The sequence below is a fragment of the Rhodococcus sp. NPDC079359 genome (assembly GCF_040702585.1).
Classification (GTDB): domain Bacteria; phylum Actinomycetota; class Actinomycetes; order Mycobacteriales; family Mycobacteriaceae; genus Rhodococcoides.
In genome coordinates, this window is record NZ_JBFBLH010000009.1 from 159,536 (window position 1) to 176,052 (window position 16,517).

A 16,517-nucleotide genomic window follows, 5' to 3' on the forward strand; every position below is an offset into this window, starting at 1 on the left:
ACGCCGGAGAAGGAGGTGCGCCCGACATGGCCGCACAACCAGCAGAGCACCGTGACTACCACCGAGACGACGAACCGTCGGTCACCCCGGCCGGGCTGCGGATACCGCCGCTCGAACGCCGGGCACCGATTCACGACGTCCCGGTCGCGGTCCCCGGTCGCCCGCCCGTGATGTGGCTGCTCGCCGCTCACGGCCGCTCCGGCGCAGGCACACTCGCCCAGATCTGGGCCCCGGCGGGCGATGCTCGCCGGGGTTGGCCCGCCGCCGACCGGCACCGCAACGTCGTGGTCGTGTGCCGCACGGACCGCGCTGGCCTCGACGCTGCCCACGATCTGCTTCTGCAATCGGCCGCAGGTCTGACCGGCGGCTGCACACTCCTCGGACTCGCTCTGGTTCCCGATGCACCCGGCCCACTCCCGAAGACGCTCAGTAGATGGGCGACTGTCGTCGCCGCAGCAGCTCCAGCGGTCTGGCGGATCCCGTACGTCGAGGATCTGCGCATCCACAGACAGCGCGAGCTCGCGATCTGGACTCCCACCGAGCCCGACCCACCTCCACCGGGGCGGATGCGATCGCCCGCCCCCTCGACGACCACCCCACACCCCGACATTGCCGTAATCGGGCGGGAGATCTTCACCGCCGCCCGCATCGCGGCAGGCCGCTGAACCACAACCACCTCTTAACCAAAACCCCAGGAGAGCAACATGATCACCACCCTTACCGCGTCGACGACCGCATTCCTCGCGCAGAACATCGGCGACGTTAGCCCCACCGCACCCGACGGTGAAACCGGCAACAAAATCAACATGCTGCTGTCCTGGCTGATGTGGGGATGCATCATCGCCGCCGTCGCCGGGATCATGCTATGCGGTGCGATGCTCGCCTTCGAGAAGATCACCGGGGGACAGGGCAACGCCACCGGAAAACTCGTCGGCGGCTTGTTCGGGTCCATCATCATCGGTGGTGCCGCAGGCCTGGTCAACATGCTCGTCCTATGACCGCCCTCAATGCGGCCCTGTGGGGACTGACCATCGCTTCGCTCGTCGGAGTCATGGTCGGTGGCGGTGAGCTTGGCTATCAGAAGTGCACGGGTTGCGGTTGTGCGCCCAACCGCCGCGCGATCGGACTGCTGTACGGGTCGATCCTGCTCGGCTTCGTTGCCGGAGCGGCGAACACAGTGTTCACAGTGGCGGTGACGTGAACGCCGTGACCGTGCTCGCTCAACCGCCGACTTCACCGGTGGAGTGGCCCGACGAGGTGTGGCAACCGATCATGACCGGCCTGTCGTGGCTGCTCTGGTTCGCCATCATCACCTGCATCGCAGCACTGTTCGTATGCGGGGCCGTGTTCGTCAACCAGCGCAAGTCCACCGGCACACAGATGGTCGAGGACGCGACCCTGGCCCGGATCCTGATCTGCGCGGCCGTCATCGGATCTGCATCCGGCATCTCCCAGGCCGTCCTCGCCTGACTTCCCACATCTGCTGCGCCCGAACTGTATTCGACCCGAAAGGCCTCACCTGATGACCGTCTCCCGCACACTCCGGATCGCCGCGACAGCGGCGACCGTCCTCGCACTCGCTGCGTGCGGATCCGGCAAAGACGACACACCGACCTCCGCCCCGGACGCAGCACCCGATCTGCGGTCCGCCCCGGCCGAGCTGACCTGGCGCGAGGTCGCAGGAGTATCGGTGCCGACCTCACGGGTCGACGGCCCCCATACCGGAACGTCGGTGAACCGCAGCGGATACTCCCAGACCCCACAGGGCGCTGTCCTGGCGGCCATCGTCGGCCAGACAGCACTCGCCGTCGCCGACGACCGCTCGTGGCCAGAGGTGGTCAACACCGTCACCGCACCCGGGCCCGGACGAGACGAGTTCGCAGCCGCACGCACCGCCGTGACCGTCTCGGGATCGGTTCCGGCCGACGCCGCACCGAAGTTCGTCGGGTTCGAGATCACCGACTATCGCCAAGACCCGCTCACCGCGGCGGTGTCGGTGGCACAAACCATCGGCACCGGCGACCAGCTCTATGCCTACCCCGTTGCGCTGCAATGGATATCCGATGATTGGCGCATCGTCCTGCCGACCGCCGAGGAGAACATCGACGCGGTCGAACTGGATTCCCTCGACGGCTACACCACCTTGGAGCGCACCTCATGAGCCGCCGTATCCGCAACATCCTGATCGCCGTCGCGGCCCTCGTCGTCGTCATCGCGGTCGGTGCGATCTTCTTCATCGTCCCCAACATGAACGACGACGACCCATCGGACACGGCGATACCACCGACCACCGCGACGCCGCCCGCATCGGGGGAGGCGAACCCGAACACCGGGGCAGAAGGATTCGGCACCCCTGACGCCGATCTGTCCGGACGCACCGTGATGGTCCCGAACAACCCTGCAGGGCAGCCGCTTCCGCAGCGCGCTGCGACCGGACCTCGTGTCGAATGCACGAACGACGGCCGCCCGGTCACGTCTCCGGAGTCGATGATGATCCAACGCAACTTCGGTGTCTCTACCCTGTACTCCGAAACAGACGGGCCCTCGTACATCGACGGCCTGGTGCTCGCCGGATACACCCGCACCCCGCAAGGTGCAGCCCTGGCCGCCGCCAACTTCCTTCCCCGCGGACTTGCGGGCGGCGAAGTCGCCATCGAGGCCAGCGAGAAGCTGCTCTTGAACGGCAGCGAGGCCGTCGGTCCGGACGCGCGGGCGGTCGAGGCGGACAAGCCTGTCAACACCGAGACTGTCGCGCTTCGAGCTCCCATGGGATTCAAAATCCTCTCCTGCACAGACAGTTTCGCGGTCGTCGAACTCGCCCTCATTCGCGACGTCGATGACACCGGGGTGCGGATGCCCAATCCGACATACACCGGCCTGCGAATGAACATGGTCTGGGACGAGGGCACCTGGAAGGCCCGCGAAGCCACCGGACCGGCACAATTCGGCCCGTACACCTCGCTCGACGGCTTCACCCGGTGGGCACTGTGACCCGCACAGCAGCGCGTGCCGCTCGCGCTGTCGTAGTCGTACTGCTCTCGCTGATCGCGATCGTCGGTGCCAGTGGCCTGGCCCACGCTCAAGATCCCACCCCTGCTCCTACGCCGAATCTAACCGAGCAGATCAACCCCGACGCCGACGGCAACGACTTCCAGCAACAACGCCGAGAATGCCTGGCCGACGGTTCCGACGTGATCGAAGACGGTGGGATCGCAGACAAGCTCCTGGACGCAATCGGAGGCCGAGGAGCAGCCGACCAATTCTTCTGCCTGGATTCGGCGTTCAGTGATCACCCCGGAGACGCGTTCTCCACGGCCGTGTCGTCGGCGTCATCAGCGTTCTGGGGCGACCCGGTCGGCGACTTCACCAAATCGGTGATGGAAGGCAACACACAGGCCTTCCGATCGGTGATGACGTTCTGGATGTCCTCCGGTATCCCAGGTCTGGCGGCCGAGAACGCCATGTCGGGCCTGCGCAACATCATCTCCGGATTCACCGTCGTCGCCCTGTTCGGCTCGATCGTCATCGCGATGACCAGACTCGCCATCGCCCGCAAACAAGCGGTGATGGAAGGAGCCACCGAAACGGCCAACATGCTGGTACGCACCGTCGTCACCGTCTCGCTCCTGCCGATCCTGGTGCTGATGTTCCACCAGGTCGGAGACGTCGCCTCGTCGTATGCGCTGGAGAAGTTCGTCGGTGGCAACCTCGACGAGAAGATCACCGCCATCACCGCGTTCGACGACAAGACCGGCCTCGGCCCGATACTCGCTCTGGCCTGCGCCGGATTCGCCTTCCTCGGCTCCGTCGCCCAGCTGATCGCTCTGCTGATCCGCGAAGCCGTGCTGTGCGTCGTCGTCGCCGTCATCCCACTCGCCGCAGCAGCATCGGCCACCGGCACCGGGCGTAGCTCCTACAAGTCGATGATCGCCTTCACCCTCGGCGCGCTGCTGTTCAAGCCCGTCGCGACGCTGCTGTACCTGTTCGCGTTCTGGGCATCCTCGGCGTCGAGCTCCGACCAGATCGCGACGGTCATCATCGGCTCGATCCTGCTCGCTGTCGTCGGTTTCGCCCTACCCACATTGATCAAGATCGTGGCTCCCGCAGCGGAATCCATCTCAGCCGGTGGCCGCGAAGTAGGAGCGCTCGGCGCAGCAGGTGGGGCAGTCATGGGGGCCGGCGGAATGGCGGCATCGCGCACCCTCGGTGCAGCGGCGAACACCGTCGCCGGATCCTCGGGCGGCGGAGGCAAGGGTGGCTCCGCGGGTGGGAACGGCACCGGAGCACGGTCCACCCCGGGTTTTCAAGGCCTCTACAACGGGGGATCGAGCCGCTCGCACGCGGGCGCGTCGTCCGGACCGATGGGCGCAGCACGCAGGGTCGGATCGGCCGTCGGTTCGGCGGGGCGCACAGCATCCTCCGCGGGCCTGCGTGGGGCAGCAGGGGCGCTCAAGGCCGCAGGCAGCGCCGGACGCACCGCCGGGTCTGTCTCCAATGTTCTTGGCTCGGCTGCAGAAGGTGCAGTCGGCAACTATCACGGACGGATCCAACGATGACGCAACACAATTCACCTCACGCACCCAAGCGCACTGTCTTCATCTTCGACCCGCACGCACACAAACGCGGTGACCTCCGATGACCGCGCAGCTCGAAGCCCCGTACGAACCGCCGATCTACTCGGCAGGTAACCGGCCGCAGAGCACGTTCGCATTCGGACTGCCGACGAAGGTCATCGCCTACGGTGCAGGATTTTTCGCAATCTCGTTCGCCGTTCTGATCTTCGTCCACGTCGTGGCCGGACTCGCGCTGATGGGCGTCGGCGCACTCATCCTCACCCCTCTGGTCATAGCCCCGAACGGCCGAACCCTCTACGAGACAGGACAACTGAGAATGCAATGGCTGCGGCGCAAGCACATCGACAAGTCCACCGAGTACCACGCCGGACCGCACTCGAGGATCCCCGGTGGCCGATACAAACTCCCCGGCCTACTCGCCCGCACCAAGGTCTACATGGGAATCGACCGACACGGCAACGAATTCGGCATGATCCACAACCCCGACGATCACCGCTACACCGTCGTCTTCGACGCCCTGCCCGGCGGTGACGAAGCGATCGTCCAGCGCGACAAGGACCTCTACACCGCCGACTGGGGTGTCTACCTCGCCGACCTCGGTCTACCCGGCGACATCGTCGGTGCTGTGGTGGTGGTGGAGAACATCCCCGCCACCGGGCTGCGGCTGGCACGGCGTGCCGAACACGAACTCGTCTCCACCGCACCGCCCTTGGCGGCGTCGTTCGTCGAGCAATCGGCCGTTCGGATGCCCTCGGGTCGCCACCGCACCCTGGCACGACTGTCGATCACCTTCCGCGCTACCACCCGCGAGCGACAGAAGGACCCCGAAGAGATGGCCACCGAACTGGCCCGCCGTCTGCCGGATCTGTACGAATCGCTCTCCGGTGCCGGGATCGACGCACAACCGATGACCGCCGCCGAAATCACCGCGGCCGTGCACCGCTCCTACAACCCCTCGACCGAGAACGACTTCGAGGAACTCGAGATCTCCGGCGAAGAGCACGGCGTCGACTGGGACGACGCCGGACCCGGACGCGCGAAGACCGAGTGGGGTCACTACCGCCACGACGGCGGAGTCTCGGTCGTCTGGGAAATGGCCGCACCACCGGAATCGGTGTTCACCGACACCGTCCTCAAACCGCTGCTGCAGCCGCACGACGACCTCCCGCGCAAGCGCCTCACTCTCGTCTACCGCCCCTACACCGCCGGGGACGCAGCGAAGAAGGTCGACAAGCAGCACCGAGATGCCCTGCACGCAATTAACTCTCGCGGAAACAAGATCACCTCCGCCGGGTCGGAGAAGCGGCACGAGATCGCCGAGCAGGCCCGCCGCGAAATGGTCTCCGGAGCCGGATACGAACGCTATTCGGCACTGCTGACCATCACCGTCGGATCGGTCGAGGAGATCGCCAACGCCGCCGCCGTCACCGAATCCCTCGCCGCACGCTCCCGGCTGCGACTGCGCCGAGCGTTCGCCTTCCAGGACGCCGCGTTCGCCGCCGGTCTCGGCGTCGGAGTGCTCCTGCCCGATCAGATCTCCACCTCGATCCTGGTGCGCCGCAGCTAAATGCTGCTCGCCCCACCGGCCCACACTCTGCGTGAGAAAGAGACTCCCGATGACCATGACCGACGACCGCCCCGACCTGAGATACGCAGATGACCTGTATGTCGAGACCGACGCTGCACGGCCGTCGGCATTTGTGCGGTGGATCATCGGCGACACCGACTACGCCGAGCTCGCCGCAGCCGTCGCGACCGGCGACGCCGAAGAGCCCAACCCGTACTCCCGACGCGGCATCGGCATGGCGCGGTGGCGCAACGACCACCCTCACGTCGATCGGGCCGTCCACGACGCCGCTGGGGATCCGTGGTGGCGGGCAGCACTGTCGTCGAGCGCTCGTGGCCTCAAAGGTGCGGGCGGTGGTCGGATGTCGACCGTCCCGGCACCGATCGAGTACGAAGCGACCTCGGTGCAGATGTGCGGGCTCAACCCGTGGGCGATCGGCGCGGCCGCGCCCTCGTCCGGGACCATCGTCGGTCAGCACGCCATCACCGGCAACGCGGTCTCGTGCGATCCGTTCGCGTACTTCCGCGACAAGCTCATCGGCAACCCCTCGATGTTTGTCCTGTCCCTGCCGGGCCTGGGGAAGTCGACGCTGATCCGCAAGATCCTCCTCGGGGCGTGCGGCTGGGGACAGACCCCGATCGTGGCCGGCGACATCAAAGGCGAATACGTCAAGCTCACACACCTGGTCGGTGGGCAGGTGATCACCCTCGGGCACGGCGGCGGACATCTCAACCCCCTCGCCGCCGGGGCCCTCGGGCAGGCCGTCGTCCGCGCGATCGCCGCCCGCGACGAGGCCACCGACCCCGCCCGGATCGCCGAGCTCGACGAGCTGATCGACGTCGCCACCATCACCATCTCCACCCGCCAGATCAACGCCGTCTGCGCCCTGGTCGAGCTGATCCGCTACGACACGCACTCGGTGAAGGCCTTCGAGAATTCCCTGATCGGTATCGCGCTGCGCGAGCTGTACGCCGACGGCGGATTCTCCTACGAGTACCCGCCGCTGCTCAAAGACCTCTTCACCCGCATCGACGCTGGCTCGGCGGACATGCTCCAAGCGGCCTACAAGACCGATCGGGGCGGCTACCGCGAGGCGATCACCGAGCTGATGCAGGCCCTCGGTGCACTGACCTCCGGCCCACTCGGAGACATCTTCGCCGACCACACCACCGAACCGATCGACCTCGACGCACCGATGATCTGCATCGATGTCTCGTCCCTCGACCGGGGAGACACCACCCTCAAAGCGGCCGTGATGCTCTCCTGCTGGGCCGACGCCTACGGCACCGTCGAAGCTGCACACCTGCTCGCCGACGCAGGCCTGGATCGCCAGCGCCTGTTCCTGATGGCCCTCGACGAGCTGTGGCAGGTCATCGGCGCCGGACCGGGCATGGTCGCCCGCGTCAACGAGATCACCCGCCTCAACCGCACCGACGCGACCGGGCTGCTGATGATCACCCACACCGGCCGCGACCTCGAAACCCTGCCCACCGAAGCCGACATCAAGACCGCCAAGGGCTTCATCGACCGCGCCGGCATGGTCGTCTGCGGGGGCCTGCCCATCGGTGAAGTCGAACGCCTCTCCGGTGAGCTGAAGTTCACCGCCGCCGAAGCGGGCATGGTCACCTCCTGGTCGCGCGGCGCTGCGCTACGCGGGTCCGAACGGCGCACCATCCGCAATCCGATCGGGCGCGGGAAGTTTCTGATCAAGGTCGCCAAGGACAACACCCCCGGCATCCCCATCCAGACGGTGCTCACCGACGTCGAATACGACACCGGCGTCCACGACACCAACGCCCGCTTCGCCGAGTACTTCGCCGGCGGCCAGCACCACGCCGCTGATACCGACGACGCCCACTACGCGCCCGACACGGCACCGGTCGGAGCGCAGTGATGACCGCCGAGTACCCCCGCGCCGAATACCCGGCGCAGACCCGATCGTGGGCGCTCGATCAATACGAGAAGTCGCGACACAACTACTCCTCCCGCGCCGAATGCGTTGCAGCCTTGGCTGTCTCGATCGGGGCACACGAGAACACCGTGGCCCGGTGGATCAAGGACAAGTACGGGCCCTCGCGTCGACCCGCGGCGGACGAGGTGACCGCACGACTGCGGGCCGCCGAGGAGGAGATCACCCGACTGCGGTCGGAAAACCGGACCCTCAGCGAGCGTTTGGCCGCCCACGCCCCGCGATCGATCGGCGCGGAGTCGATACGGACGGCCGCGTTGTGAAGAAAGGCGGCGCGATCGCGCTGGCCGTCGTCCTCGCACTGTCACTGTTCGTGGTCCTGTTCGTCACCACCGGTGTGCGCGAGGAAGTGCCCACCGATTGTCTTCCCGGGAAGAGCATTTCCTCTGCTGCAGGCGGGGTTCCGGCCGGGTCGTTCTCCAAGCCGATGAAGACATCCGAAGGCCAGTTGACGAGCCCGTTCGGGTCGCGGTGGGGAACGATGCACAAGGGCATCGACCTCGCCGGTCCCGTCGGTACACCGATCTACGCCTACGCCGACGGCATCGTCACCAAAGCCGAACCCGCGACCGGATTCGGGATGTGGATCGTCCTCGAGCACAACATCGACGGACAGACCGTCTCCACGGTGTACGGGCACATGTTCCCGGACGGTGTCCTGGTCAAGCCGGGCGAGCACGTCACCGCCGGTCAGCACATCGCCGACGAAGGCAACAACGGCGACACCACCGGCGCGCACCTGCACTTCGAGTACCACACCGGCCCATGGTCACCCGACAACGCGATCGACCCGCAGCCGTTCTACGAAGCCGCCGCCGAACCCGGCAGCGGACAGACCGGCCAGAGTCCACTACCATCACCGTCGCCGCCCGCCTCGACCGGCGGAAGTACAGCGGAAATGGCCGCGCTGCCCGCCGGCGTCGGCTCCGAAGAGCACTTCCAGGTCGACACGGTCCGCGTCGCCCGCGCCGTCCGCGCGAAGTTCCCGCAGATCACCACGATCGGCGGGTGGCGAGCCGACGGTGGGGGATTCGACGACCACCCCTCCGGCCGGGCCGCGGACATCATGATCGACAACTGGTCCTCCGAGGAAGGCAAAGCACTCGGCGACCAGGTCAAGGACTACCTGTGGAGCAACCGCGACTACCTCCAGATCGAATACATGATCTGGCGACAGGAATACATCCCCGCCCAAGGTGAGCCGAACACCATGGAGGACAGGGGATCTTCCACACAGAACCACTTCGACCACGTCCACGTCACCACCGTCGGCCACGGCGCACCGGCACCCGGCCAGACCTACGGGCCCGTCCCCGGCGGCGGCGGATCCGCACCGAAGGCGACCGGGAACTGCACCACCGCACCCGGTGCCGGTCTCGGTGATCACGCGAACCTCGCCGCCGGCCAGATCCCTCCCGAGTTCGAGCCGTGGCTCGCCCTCTCGGCCGCTCAGTGCCGCGAGCTCTCACCCGCGATCCTCGCCGCTCAGCTCGAACAGGAATCCGGCTTCACACCGGGCCTGACCAGTCCGGCTGGGGCCGAAGGGTATGCGCAATTCCTCCCCGGAACGTGGGCGTCGTTCGGTTTCCCCGTCGACGATCAGGGCGTCGTCACCGGAGCTGCGGGGGAGGGGGATCCCAACGACATCGGCGACGCCGTCATGGCGCAGGGCCGCTACAACTGCTCGGTCGCCGACACCCTACGACCGGGCATCGAATCCGGGGCCATCACCGGCGATCCCGTCGAGCTGATGCTCGCCGGATACAACGCCGGCCCCGGAGCGGTCCAACAGTTCGGCGGCGTCCCGCCCTACTCGGAGACCCAGAACTACGTCACCACCATCACCGCCACCGCATCCGACTACGACCTGGCCCGATAGCCGCCACCGACCAATACTCGACGGAAAGGCCCACTCATGAGCACCGCACCGACACGCAACAACCACCTGACGTCCCACGACCGGCATCGAGCACTGACAGCCCTTGCTCTGACCTCGGTCATCGTATGGACGGTATGGGCTGTTCCCGTCGCCCGATTGATCCTGGAGTCGATGATCACCACCATCGACGACAGCGGCCGCGCCGCGGCGACCCGCGACGTTCTCGCGCATGGTTGGTGGGCCGCCATCGTCGTCACCGCGGCGATGACCATAGGCAGCGTCGTCGCTGTCGCCGACGCCTCTGCGCGAGCGCAGAACTGGACTGTCACTGCGCTCCGCAAAGCCATCCACTTGGCGGCGACCGCGCTCGTCATGTGGGCGATCTGGACGGTCAGCGTGATCGCCGCAGCAGGAGTCCCCACCGTCGGTTAGCGCTGCACACACCCCCACATTTGTTGTCGGGGGCCACCAGGACACTGGCACCATCACAGACCAAGGAGCACAGACATGGCACAGATCCTCCACAGCCGCCGAGCGGACGCACCGATCGTCGACTGGCTCGAAGTCATCGCCAAAGCCGCTGCACTGGGCCAGATCTGCGACACCGACGCTGAATCAGCGAACGACTCCGACTCGCAGGAGACCACGAGATGAGCCGAAGAGCAGGCATCGTGTTCGCGTGTCTCGGCATCGTCGGTGTGGTCGCCATTGCCGCTGTGATCGTGTTCGTCTTCCGCGGCTCGGACACACCGCCGCCACCGGGTACCGACGCCGGGATCGCCATCGACCCGTCCGCCACCGACCCCGTGGGTGTCGCGACGGCGGTGATGTCCGCTGTGTACACCTGGCAACCCGCAGTGCAGGATTCGCCCTGGGATGCCATGCACGGGCAACGCCAACATCTGACCGGATTGATGGCCACCGCCGCCGCCACACCACCCGATCCAGCGCCGCAGCCGATCCCGGAATGGTCGGCGTGGGCACGCAGCGGAGACGTCGTCACCGCCGTCGCTCGACCGGACACCAGCGTCTACGCCGACGGCACAGCCGCCGAGATGGACGGTGACAATCAGGCCACCGTGGCTGTCGTCATAGACCGCGTCGTCCAACACCGCAGCGGTGAGATCACCCCGTTCACCGGCTACACCGGGGCCGTCGACCTCGAACGCACCGACGACGGCTGGAAAGTCTCGACCTACCGCCTCACCGCCACCGACCGCTGAACTGCACCAGCGCAAAACCGAGAGTAAGCATGGACAATGTGCAGCTGGACAAACTTCGTCGTCACGAAGCCGAAAGGCATTGTTCCCGTGGTCCAGCCGTGGTCTTGGTTTGGCGACTGGGGTGTTTCGCGGACAATCAGACAGTATTGATAACTACGACCACCGGCTACCGCGCGGATAGATCGAAACATATGTTGAGTTGGGCTGACTCGATGTGCTGTGCGGGGTCATTCCGGTGACCGAGCGTCGGGTGCTAGGTCATAGGTCAGCCAGTGGGTTCTGTGGGCTGCGGATTCGTAAAGTTCACGAGCGCGTGTGTTGCCTTCCGCTGTTATCCATCGCACTACGCTGAGTCCGTTCGCGCCGGCCATGATTGCTAACTCGCCGAGTAGCTTTCGGCCTATGCCTTCGCCTCTATGGTGCGGATCGACGAAGAGATCGTCCAAGTACAGTCCTACGGTGCCTGTCGAGGGCCTTGCGAAACGTCTGTGGTGTGCAATCCCGACCATTGTTGTGTCATCCACTGTTGCTGCAAGAGCTGCGGATTCGTGGGATGGGTCGGTGATCCAGCCCCACACGCGGTCAACGACGGTTTCATCGCTCTGCAACGCGTAAAAGCTTCTGTATTGCCGAAACAACTGTGCCCACTGCTCACGGTCGTCCTGTTGGACCTTACGGATCTCGATCACGGTAGCTGCCGTCTGTTCGCCTCATCGGCTAAAGGGGTGGCGGTGTAGGCATGGAATCCTCGCTCTGTTTTCCTGCCGAGACGTCCTGCTTCGACCATTCTTCGTAGTGTGGGTGGTGGCAGATGGCTGGTGGTGCCGAGCTCTCGATATAACGATTCTGCGATGGCAGTGACCGTATCGAGTCCTATAAGATCTGCCAATGCCAGCGGACCCATGGGGTGTGAACAGCCCAGCCGCATCGCATTGTCAATATCGTTCGCAGTTGCCAGCCCTGATTCCACCATTCGGATCGCGTCGAGGATGTAGGGAATGAGTAGGGCGTTGACGATGAATCCCGCTCTGTCTGGGGCCGATACCGGGGTCTTGTCGAGTGTGGCACTGACGAACCTGCTGATTCGTGCAGTGACGTCACTGCTAGTGACCAGAGACGGAATAACTTCCACCAGTTGCATGATGGGAACAGGATTGAAGAAGTGCATCCCCACGACATTCTGCGGCTTCGATGTGGACACGGCCACGCGAATCACGGGTATCGATGACGTGTTGGTGGCCATGACGACATCTCGGGAAAACGTCACTAAGTCGAGCTTGCGAAACAGATCAATTTTCACCGATTCGGATTCGGTCACGGCTTCGATCAGGAGGTCACAGTCAGCGAGATCGTCGAGATTGGTGGTCCACTCGACTAACTGGCGTACGGCGTCCCTTTCGCAGCCGGATCGGCCGCTTTTAGTGAAGCTGCGATCAAGTGCAGCCGCGACCCGCGATTTTCCTCGGCGCAAGGCGACGGGATCGACTTCCCACGCCGTTACACGAACGCCCGCTGAGACGAGAACTTCGATGATTCCCGATCCCATGATTCCGCATCCGAGGACTGCAACATGGTTGAACAGCGCTTCTTCGTGGACAGTCGTTCCCGAGCGGCCACCTTCTGTGGTCGTCATCATCGGCCCCCTTCCTAATCTAGGATGTATGGTTTGTTGTGAAGCGCGCCTGCGGTGAAGTACCGAGATCGCGGTAGCTACCTCGCGCCTGTGGCGATGTGTACTTCGACTTTTTTCGAGAAGTCGTTGGTCGAGGACGTGCCGCCCAGATCGGCGGTCCGAATACCCTGATAGATGGTCGCTTCCAACTTTGAGTCGATGCTAAGTGCAGCCCTGCGTCCGCGTGGTGTGTCCAGCCATCTGAGCAGCATCGCTGCGGACAGTGCCATTGCCATCCGTCCCCGTGCAGCAGACCGATTCGCAGCTGCTTTGGGCTACTCATTCGAACCGATCCACAGGTCCGCGGGCGACGGTGTTTCGTACGAGTAGTTTCAGTTCCGCGCTCGCGGTGCACGCGCGAGAGACATCGACGACCCCGTCGCGGCGTAGCTCCGCTGTTATCCGAGTGAATCGGTTGATTGCGTCCTTCGAGCGGCGCTGCCACGTCTCCATGGGATCGCTGTCGGGGTCGTCGAGTGCATGACGCTCGAGCACAGCAGCGACCAAAGAGTGGTGGCGCTCGGCCAGGTCGTCGCGGACGGTCGCGGCCGCCATCGCATCCCACCAGTTGGTTGTGATGTGGTTGTCGAGTTGACTGGTGAGCCAAGTGAGACCGAGGACGGCACCCATACGGTGGTGGATATCGGCGACAACGTCCACGGTGTGCTTGTGCAGGTGCGCTGTTTCGATCAGTTCGAGGGCTTCACTGAGGAAGCGAAGTTCGCCGACAGTGTCGGTGCTCGGGGTACGTTGCATCATCAGCTTTTCGACGTCGTCGCGGTAGAAGTCAATCTCACCTGCCACATCGAGGGGGGCAGGACGACGGCGAAGGATCCATGATGCGGTGTGTTCGATGAAGTGCTGGACTGCGCGCAGCTGGTTCCAGCGCTGGTCATCGGCGGAGACGGTTCGTGCTTTCGCCCACAGTTCGTCGACGTCGAAGACTGCTCTGACGATCGCATATGCGCGTGCCACATCGGGGGTCTTCACGCCGAGGCGTTCGTCGAGTTGGTAGATAAGTCCTGGCCCGACGTGATTGATGAGGTCGTCGGCGACTTTGGTAGCGATGATTTCCCGCGCCAGGTGATGATTGGTTATCTCACTTGCTAGTTCGTTACGAATTCGCAGGGGAAAATAGGTAGGAAGTGCCGAGGCGAAGGTCGATTCTTCGGGGACGGTTGAGGCGAGAAGGTCTTGTTGAACGACGTTTTTGGATTGTGCGAGAAGGACGGCAATCTCTGGGCGTGTCAGACCTAGTCCTGCTTGGGTCCGTATGTCCAGTTCCTTCTTGGTCGGAAGGACTTCGGTGATGCGGTTGATGCCGTTATTCTGTTCTAGGTTGTCGATCAGTCTTTCGTGTCGATTGAGCAGCTGGGGGGCTTGCGATTCAGCGAGACTGATGGCCAAGACTTGGCTTTCACTGTTCTTCAGTACTGCATCCGCGACGTCACCGAGAGAGTCCGACAGCAGCAGGTTGCGTTGGTTGTGCTCGAGGTGCCCTGCGTCGACGGCCACGTCCAGTGCGATCTTGAGGTTGACTTCCAGGTCTGACGTTGCGACACCGGCGGCGTTGTCGATGAAGTCCGCGTTGAGCCGGCCTCCGCCGAGAGCGTATTCGATGCGGGCGCGCTGTGTCAGGCCCAGATTTCCGCCTTCGCCGATGACCGCAGCGCGCAGCTCGCTGGCGTCCACCCGCACGGAATCGTTGACCGGATCTGCGGCGTCGGAATGCATTTCGGCGCTGGCCTTGACGTAGGTTCCGATTCCCCCGTTCCACAAGAGGTCGACCGGTGCGCGCAGGATCGTTCTGATGAGCTCGTTGGGTGCGATGTGGACGCTCTGCAACCCCAGTACCTGCTGGGCCTGCGGCGACAAGGTTATGCTCTTGGCCGTGCGTGACCAGACCCCGGCGCCGTGGGAGAGGACTTCACGGTCGTAGTCGTTCCAGCTGGTTCCGGCGATGCCGAACAGTCGTTGCCGCTCGGTGTACGACGAGACCGGATCCGGGGTCGGGTCGATGAAGATGTGTCTATGGTCAAATGCTGCAACAAGTTTGATCGATTTGGACAGCAGCATGCCGTTGCCGAAGACATCTCCGGACATGTCACCGATCCCGACAACGGTGAACGGGTCGATCTCGATGTCGCGGCCCAGATCCTCGAAGTGGCGTCGCACAGATACCCACGCTCCGCGTGCAGTGATACCCATGGTTTTGTGGTCGTAGCCGCTCGAACCACCGGATGCGAAGGCATCGCCGAGCCAGTAGTCGGCTTCGAGGGCGAGGGAATTTGCCAGATCGGAATACGAGGCTGTCCCCTTGTCCGCGGCGACGACGAGATACGTGTCGGCTACATCCCACGTGATGGTCCGATCCGGGGATTGCGGTGCTCCGTCCACAAGGTTGTCGGTGACATCGAGTAGGCCTCTGATAAACGTCGAGTAGGCCTCGGCGGGGGTGATCTCGGGGTTCTTCCGTATAAATGCACCTTTAGCTCCGACCGGGACGATGGGGGAGTTCTTCACCGTCTGTGTCTTCATCAGACCGAGCACCTCGGTTCGATAGTCCTCCGGGCGGTCGGAGAAACGCAGTCCGCCTCGCGCCACTGCTCCCGAACGCAGGTGTATCCCTTCGACAGCGTTGGCATAGACGAAGACTTCGCGGTAGGGAACGACCGGCCCGATCAGGCTCAGTTTGCTTGAGTCGAGCTTGAAAGACGCGTACGACTTCGTCGCGCCTGTCGAATCGAGTTGATACCAGTTGGTGCGGACGCAGGCGGCAACGAACGATTTGAGAGAGCGCAGGATGCGATCCTCGTCCAGTGTTGCGGCAGCGTCGAGATGTAGGGTGACTTCGGCCAGGGCATTGTCGACTGCAGACGTGCGGTCGGCGATATCAGGATCGAATCGTGCCTCGAAGTAGCGTACGACAGCGACTGCGAATCGTGGGTTCCCGAGCAGGGTATCGATGACGTAGTTCTCCGACAGCCCCAATCCTGCTTGCCGGACGAACCGGCTCGCCGCGCGCATCAGAACGACCTCTCGCCACGAGAAGCCCGCGGTAACTACAAGTTTGGCGTGATCATCGATCTCGAAGCCATGCAGTGCTTGGGCTGCGAATGCATCCGAGACTCGGTTCAGTGACTCCTGTTGCCGGATGCGAGGTGCTTCGAAGCTGAACTTGTAGAGCATGCCGGTCGCTTGCAAGCAGGTTGGGAGTGTGAGGGCTTCGCGATCTGCCACGCGCAGCCCGAAGTGCTCGAAGGCTGTGGCGACATCCGCCAGCAGTGGAGCGCCGTGCGGCCAGAGTACGACACATTCGATCCGGTCTTCGTCGGATCTATCCGAAAGAAAGACCATCCTCGGCGTACCGGTACGATCGGTGCGGGCCCGCAATACGCGTCCCACGGCATCGTTGACATCGGTTGCCAGAGCTGAAATGTGTACATCTGTTGTTGCGGCGTCAATGCCCATCGTGCAGCGTTCCTTCCACTTTTCGATACGTGTGAGTCTGCGCTCGGAACTCGACGATTCCGCTCGCCGGTGCGTACAGAAATCGACCCTAACTTGTACAGACGGGCCATGTGTGGGTGGTGGTCTCACTTCTACAGTCGACTCATACGAATGGAGGTCACT

The 16,517-nt window shown here is 64.2% G+C and carries 17 protein-coding genes; 14 read left to right on the forward strand and 3 right to left on the reverse strand.

Annotated features, from left to right (window positions below; all coding sequences use genetic code 11):
* The first annotated feature begins 26 nt into the window (after positions 1-26).
* The 14 genes from AB0362_RS20595 (at position 27) to AB0362_RS20660 (ending at position 11,212) form a co-directional block, all read left to right on the forward strand.
* Entirely contained in the window at positions 27-665 is a 639-nt protein-coding gene (locus AB0362_RS20595) for a DUF6668 family protein (RefSeq protein WP_366236103.1), read from the forward strand.
* 39 nt (positions 666-704) lie between these two features.
* Positions 705-998 (forward strand): hypothetical protein, encoded by a 294-nt coding sequence (locus AB0362_RS20600; protein WP_032392035.1) that lies wholly within the window; start codon positions 705-707, stop codon positions 996-998.
* Positions 995-1,201, forward strand: a complete 207-nt coding sequence (locus tag AB0362_RS20605; protein WP_366236104.1) for a hypothetical protein — start codon at positions 995-997, stop codon at positions 1,199-1,201. The genes AB0362_RS20600 and AB0362_RS20605 overlap by 4 nt, the downstream gene beginning before the upstream one ends.
* Positions 1,198-1,470, forward strand: a complete 273-nt coding sequence (locus AB0362_RS20610) for a hypothetical protein (RefSeq protein ID WP_366236105.1) — start codon at positions 1,198-1,200, stop codon at positions 1,468-1,470. The genes AB0362_RS20605 and AB0362_RS20610 overlap by 4 nt, the downstream gene beginning before the upstream one ends.
* A 52-nt stretch (positions 1,471-1,522) precedes the next feature.
* Positions 1,523-2,161, forward strand: a complete 639-nt coding sequence (locus tag AB0362_RS20615; protein WP_366236106.1) for a hypothetical protein — start codon at positions 1,523-1,525, stop codon at positions 2,159-2,161.
* Positions 2,158-2,991 carry a hypothetical protein gene (locus tag AB0362_RS20620; protein WP_366236107.1) on the forward strand — a complete coding sequence of 278 codons (834 nt, stop codon included), beginning with the start codon at positions 2,158-2,160 and terminating at the stop codon, positions 2,989-2,991. The genes AB0362_RS20615 and AB0362_RS20620 overlap by 4 nt, the downstream gene beginning before the upstream one ends.
* The gene (locus AB0362_RS20625; protein ID WP_366236108.1) at positions 2,988-4,556 is read left to right on the forward strand and encodes a hypothetical protein; all 1,569 of its coding nucleotides are present in this window, start codon (positions 2,988-2,990) and stop codon (positions 4,554-4,556) included. Before AB0362_RS20620 ends, AB0362_RS20625 begins: the two co-directional genes overlap by 4 nt.
* 79 nt (positions 4,557-4,635) lie before the next feature.
* Positions 4,636-6,141, forward strand: a complete 1,506-nt coding sequence (locus tag AB0362_RS20630; RefSeq protein ID WP_366236109.1) for an SCO6880 family protein — start codon at positions 4,636-4,638, stop codon at positions 6,139-6,141.
* Between the two features lie 49 nt (positions 6,142-6,190).
* A complete protein-coding gene (locus tag AB0362_RS20635; RefSeq protein ID WP_366236110.1) occupies positions 6,191-8,035 on the forward strand; it encodes an ATP/GTP-binding protein in 1,845 nt (614 codons plus the stop codon).
* Complete coding sequence (locus AB0362_RS20640; protein ID WP_094721950.1) at positions 8,035-8,373, forward strand: transposase; 339 nt, start codon at positions 8,035-8,037, stop codon at positions 8,371-8,373. The genes AB0362_RS20635 and AB0362_RS20640 overlap by 1 nt, the downstream gene beginning before the upstream one ends.
* Entirely contained in the window at positions 8,370-9,989 is a 1,620-nt protein-coding gene (locus AB0362_RS20645; RefSeq protein ID WP_366236111.1) for a peptidoglycan DD-metalloendopeptidase family protein, read from the forward strand. Before AB0362_RS20640 ends, AB0362_RS20645 begins: the two co-directional genes overlap by 4 nt.
* A gap of 36 nt (positions 9,990-10,025) precedes the next feature.
* On the forward strand, positions 10,026-10,421 hold the full coding sequence (locus tag AB0362_RS20650; protein ID WP_366236112.1) for a hypothetical protein: 396 nt from the start codon (positions 10,026-10,028) through the stop codon (positions 10,419-10,421).
* A gap of 75 nt (positions 10,422-10,496) precedes the next feature.
* Positions 10,497-10,643 carry a hypothetical protein gene (locus AB0362_RS20655; protein ID WP_176460136.1) on the forward strand — a complete coding sequence of 49 codons (147 nt, stop codon included), beginning with the start codon at positions 10,497-10,499 and terminating at the stop codon, positions 10,641-10,643.
* Positions 10,640-11,212, forward strand: coding sequence for a hypothetical protein (locus tag AB0362_RS20660; protein ID WP_366236113.1), 573 nt, complete (start codon positions 10,640-10,642; stop codon positions 11,210-11,212). The genes AB0362_RS20655 and AB0362_RS20660 overlap by 4 nt, the downstream gene beginning before the upstream one ends.
* 227 nt (positions 11,213-11,439) lie before the next feature.
* Here AB0362_RS20660 and AB0362_RS20665 read toward each other — a convergent pair whose 3' ends face one another.
* The 3 genes from AB0362_RS20665 to AB0362_RS20675 all read right to left on the reverse strand — a co-directional run bounded on the left by AB0362_RS20665 (position 11,440) and on the right by AB0362_RS20675 (position 16,355).
* Positions 11,440-11,901 carry a GNAT family N-acetyltransferase gene (locus AB0362_RS20665; RefSeq protein WP_366236114.1) on the reverse strand — a complete coding sequence of 154 codons (462 nt, stop codon included), beginning with the start codon at positions 11,899-11,901 and terminating at the stop codon, positions 11,440-11,442.
* Positions 11,898-12,845, reverse strand: coding sequence for a 3-hydroxybutyryl-CoA dehydrogenase (locus AB0362_RS20670; RefSeq protein ID WP_366236115.1), 948 nt, complete (start codon positions 12,843-12,845; stop codon positions 11,898-11,900). The genes AB0362_RS20665 and AB0362_RS20670 overlap by 4 nt, the downstream gene beginning before the upstream one ends.
* Positions 12,846-13,163: 318 nt before the next feature.
* Positions 13,164-16,355, reverse strand: a complete 3,192-nt coding sequence (locus AB0362_RS20675) for an NAD-glutamate dehydrogenase domain-containing protein (RefSeq protein WP_366236116.1) — start codon at positions 16,353-16,355, stop codon at positions 13,164-13,166.
* Between the last annotated feature and the right edge of the window lie 162 nt (positions 16,356-16,517).

Excerpts from the sequence above, each read along its gene's own strand:
- AB0362_RS20655 (WP_176460136.1), top strand. The coding sequence starts at position 10,497 with ATGGCACAGATCCTCCACAGCCGCCGAGCGGACGCACCGATCGTCGAC.
- AB0362_RS20605 (WP_366236104.1), top strand. The coding sequence starts at position 995 with ATGACCGCCCTCAATGCGGCCCTGTGGGGACTGACCATCGCTTCGCTC.
- AB0362_RS20650 (WP_366236112.1), top strand. The coding sequence starts at position 10,026 with ATGAGCACCGCACCGACACGCAACAACCACCTGACGTCCCACGACCGG.
- AB0362_RS20640 (WP_094721950.1), top strand. The coding sequence starts at position 8,035 with ATGACCGCCGAGTACCCCCGCGCCGAATACCCGGCGCAGACCCGATCG.
- AB0362_RS20660 (WP_366236113.1), top strand. The coding sequence starts at position 10,640 with ATGAGCCGAAGAGCAGGCATCGTGTTCGCGTGTCTCGGCATCGTCGGT.
- AB0362_RS20595 (WP_366236103.1), top strand. The coding sequence starts at position 27 with ATGGCCGCACAACCAGCAGAGCACCGTGACTACCACCGAGACGACGAA.
- AB0362_RS20615 (WP_366236106.1), top strand. The coding sequence starts at position 1,523 with ATGACCGTCTCCCGCACACTCCGGATCGCCGCGACAGCGGCGACCGTC.
- AB0362_RS20620 (WP_366236107.1), top strand. The coding sequence starts at position 2,158 with ATGAGCCGCCGTATCCGCAACATCCTGATCGCCGTCGCGGCCCTCGTC.
- AB0362_RS20670 (WP_366236115.1), bottom strand. The coding sequence starts at position 12,845 with ATGACGACCACAGAAGGTGGCCGCTCGGGAACGACTGTCCACGAAGAA.
- AB0362_RS20600 (WP_032392035.1), top strand. The coding sequence starts at position 705 with ATGATCACCACCCTTACCGCGTCGACGACCGCATTCCTCGCGCAGAAC.
- AB0362_RS20635 (WP_366236110.1), top strand. The coding sequence starts at position 6,191 with ATGACCATGACCGACGACCGCCCCGACCTGAGATACGCAGATGACCTG.
- AB0362_RS20630 (WP_366236109.1), top strand. The coding sequence starts at position 4,636 with ATGACCGCGCAGCTCGAAGCCCCGTACGAACCGCCGATCTACTCGGCA.
- AB0362_RS20675 (WP_366236116.1), bottom strand. The coding sequence starts at position 16,355 with ATGGGCATTGACGCCGCAACAACAGATGTACACATTTCAGCTCTGGCA.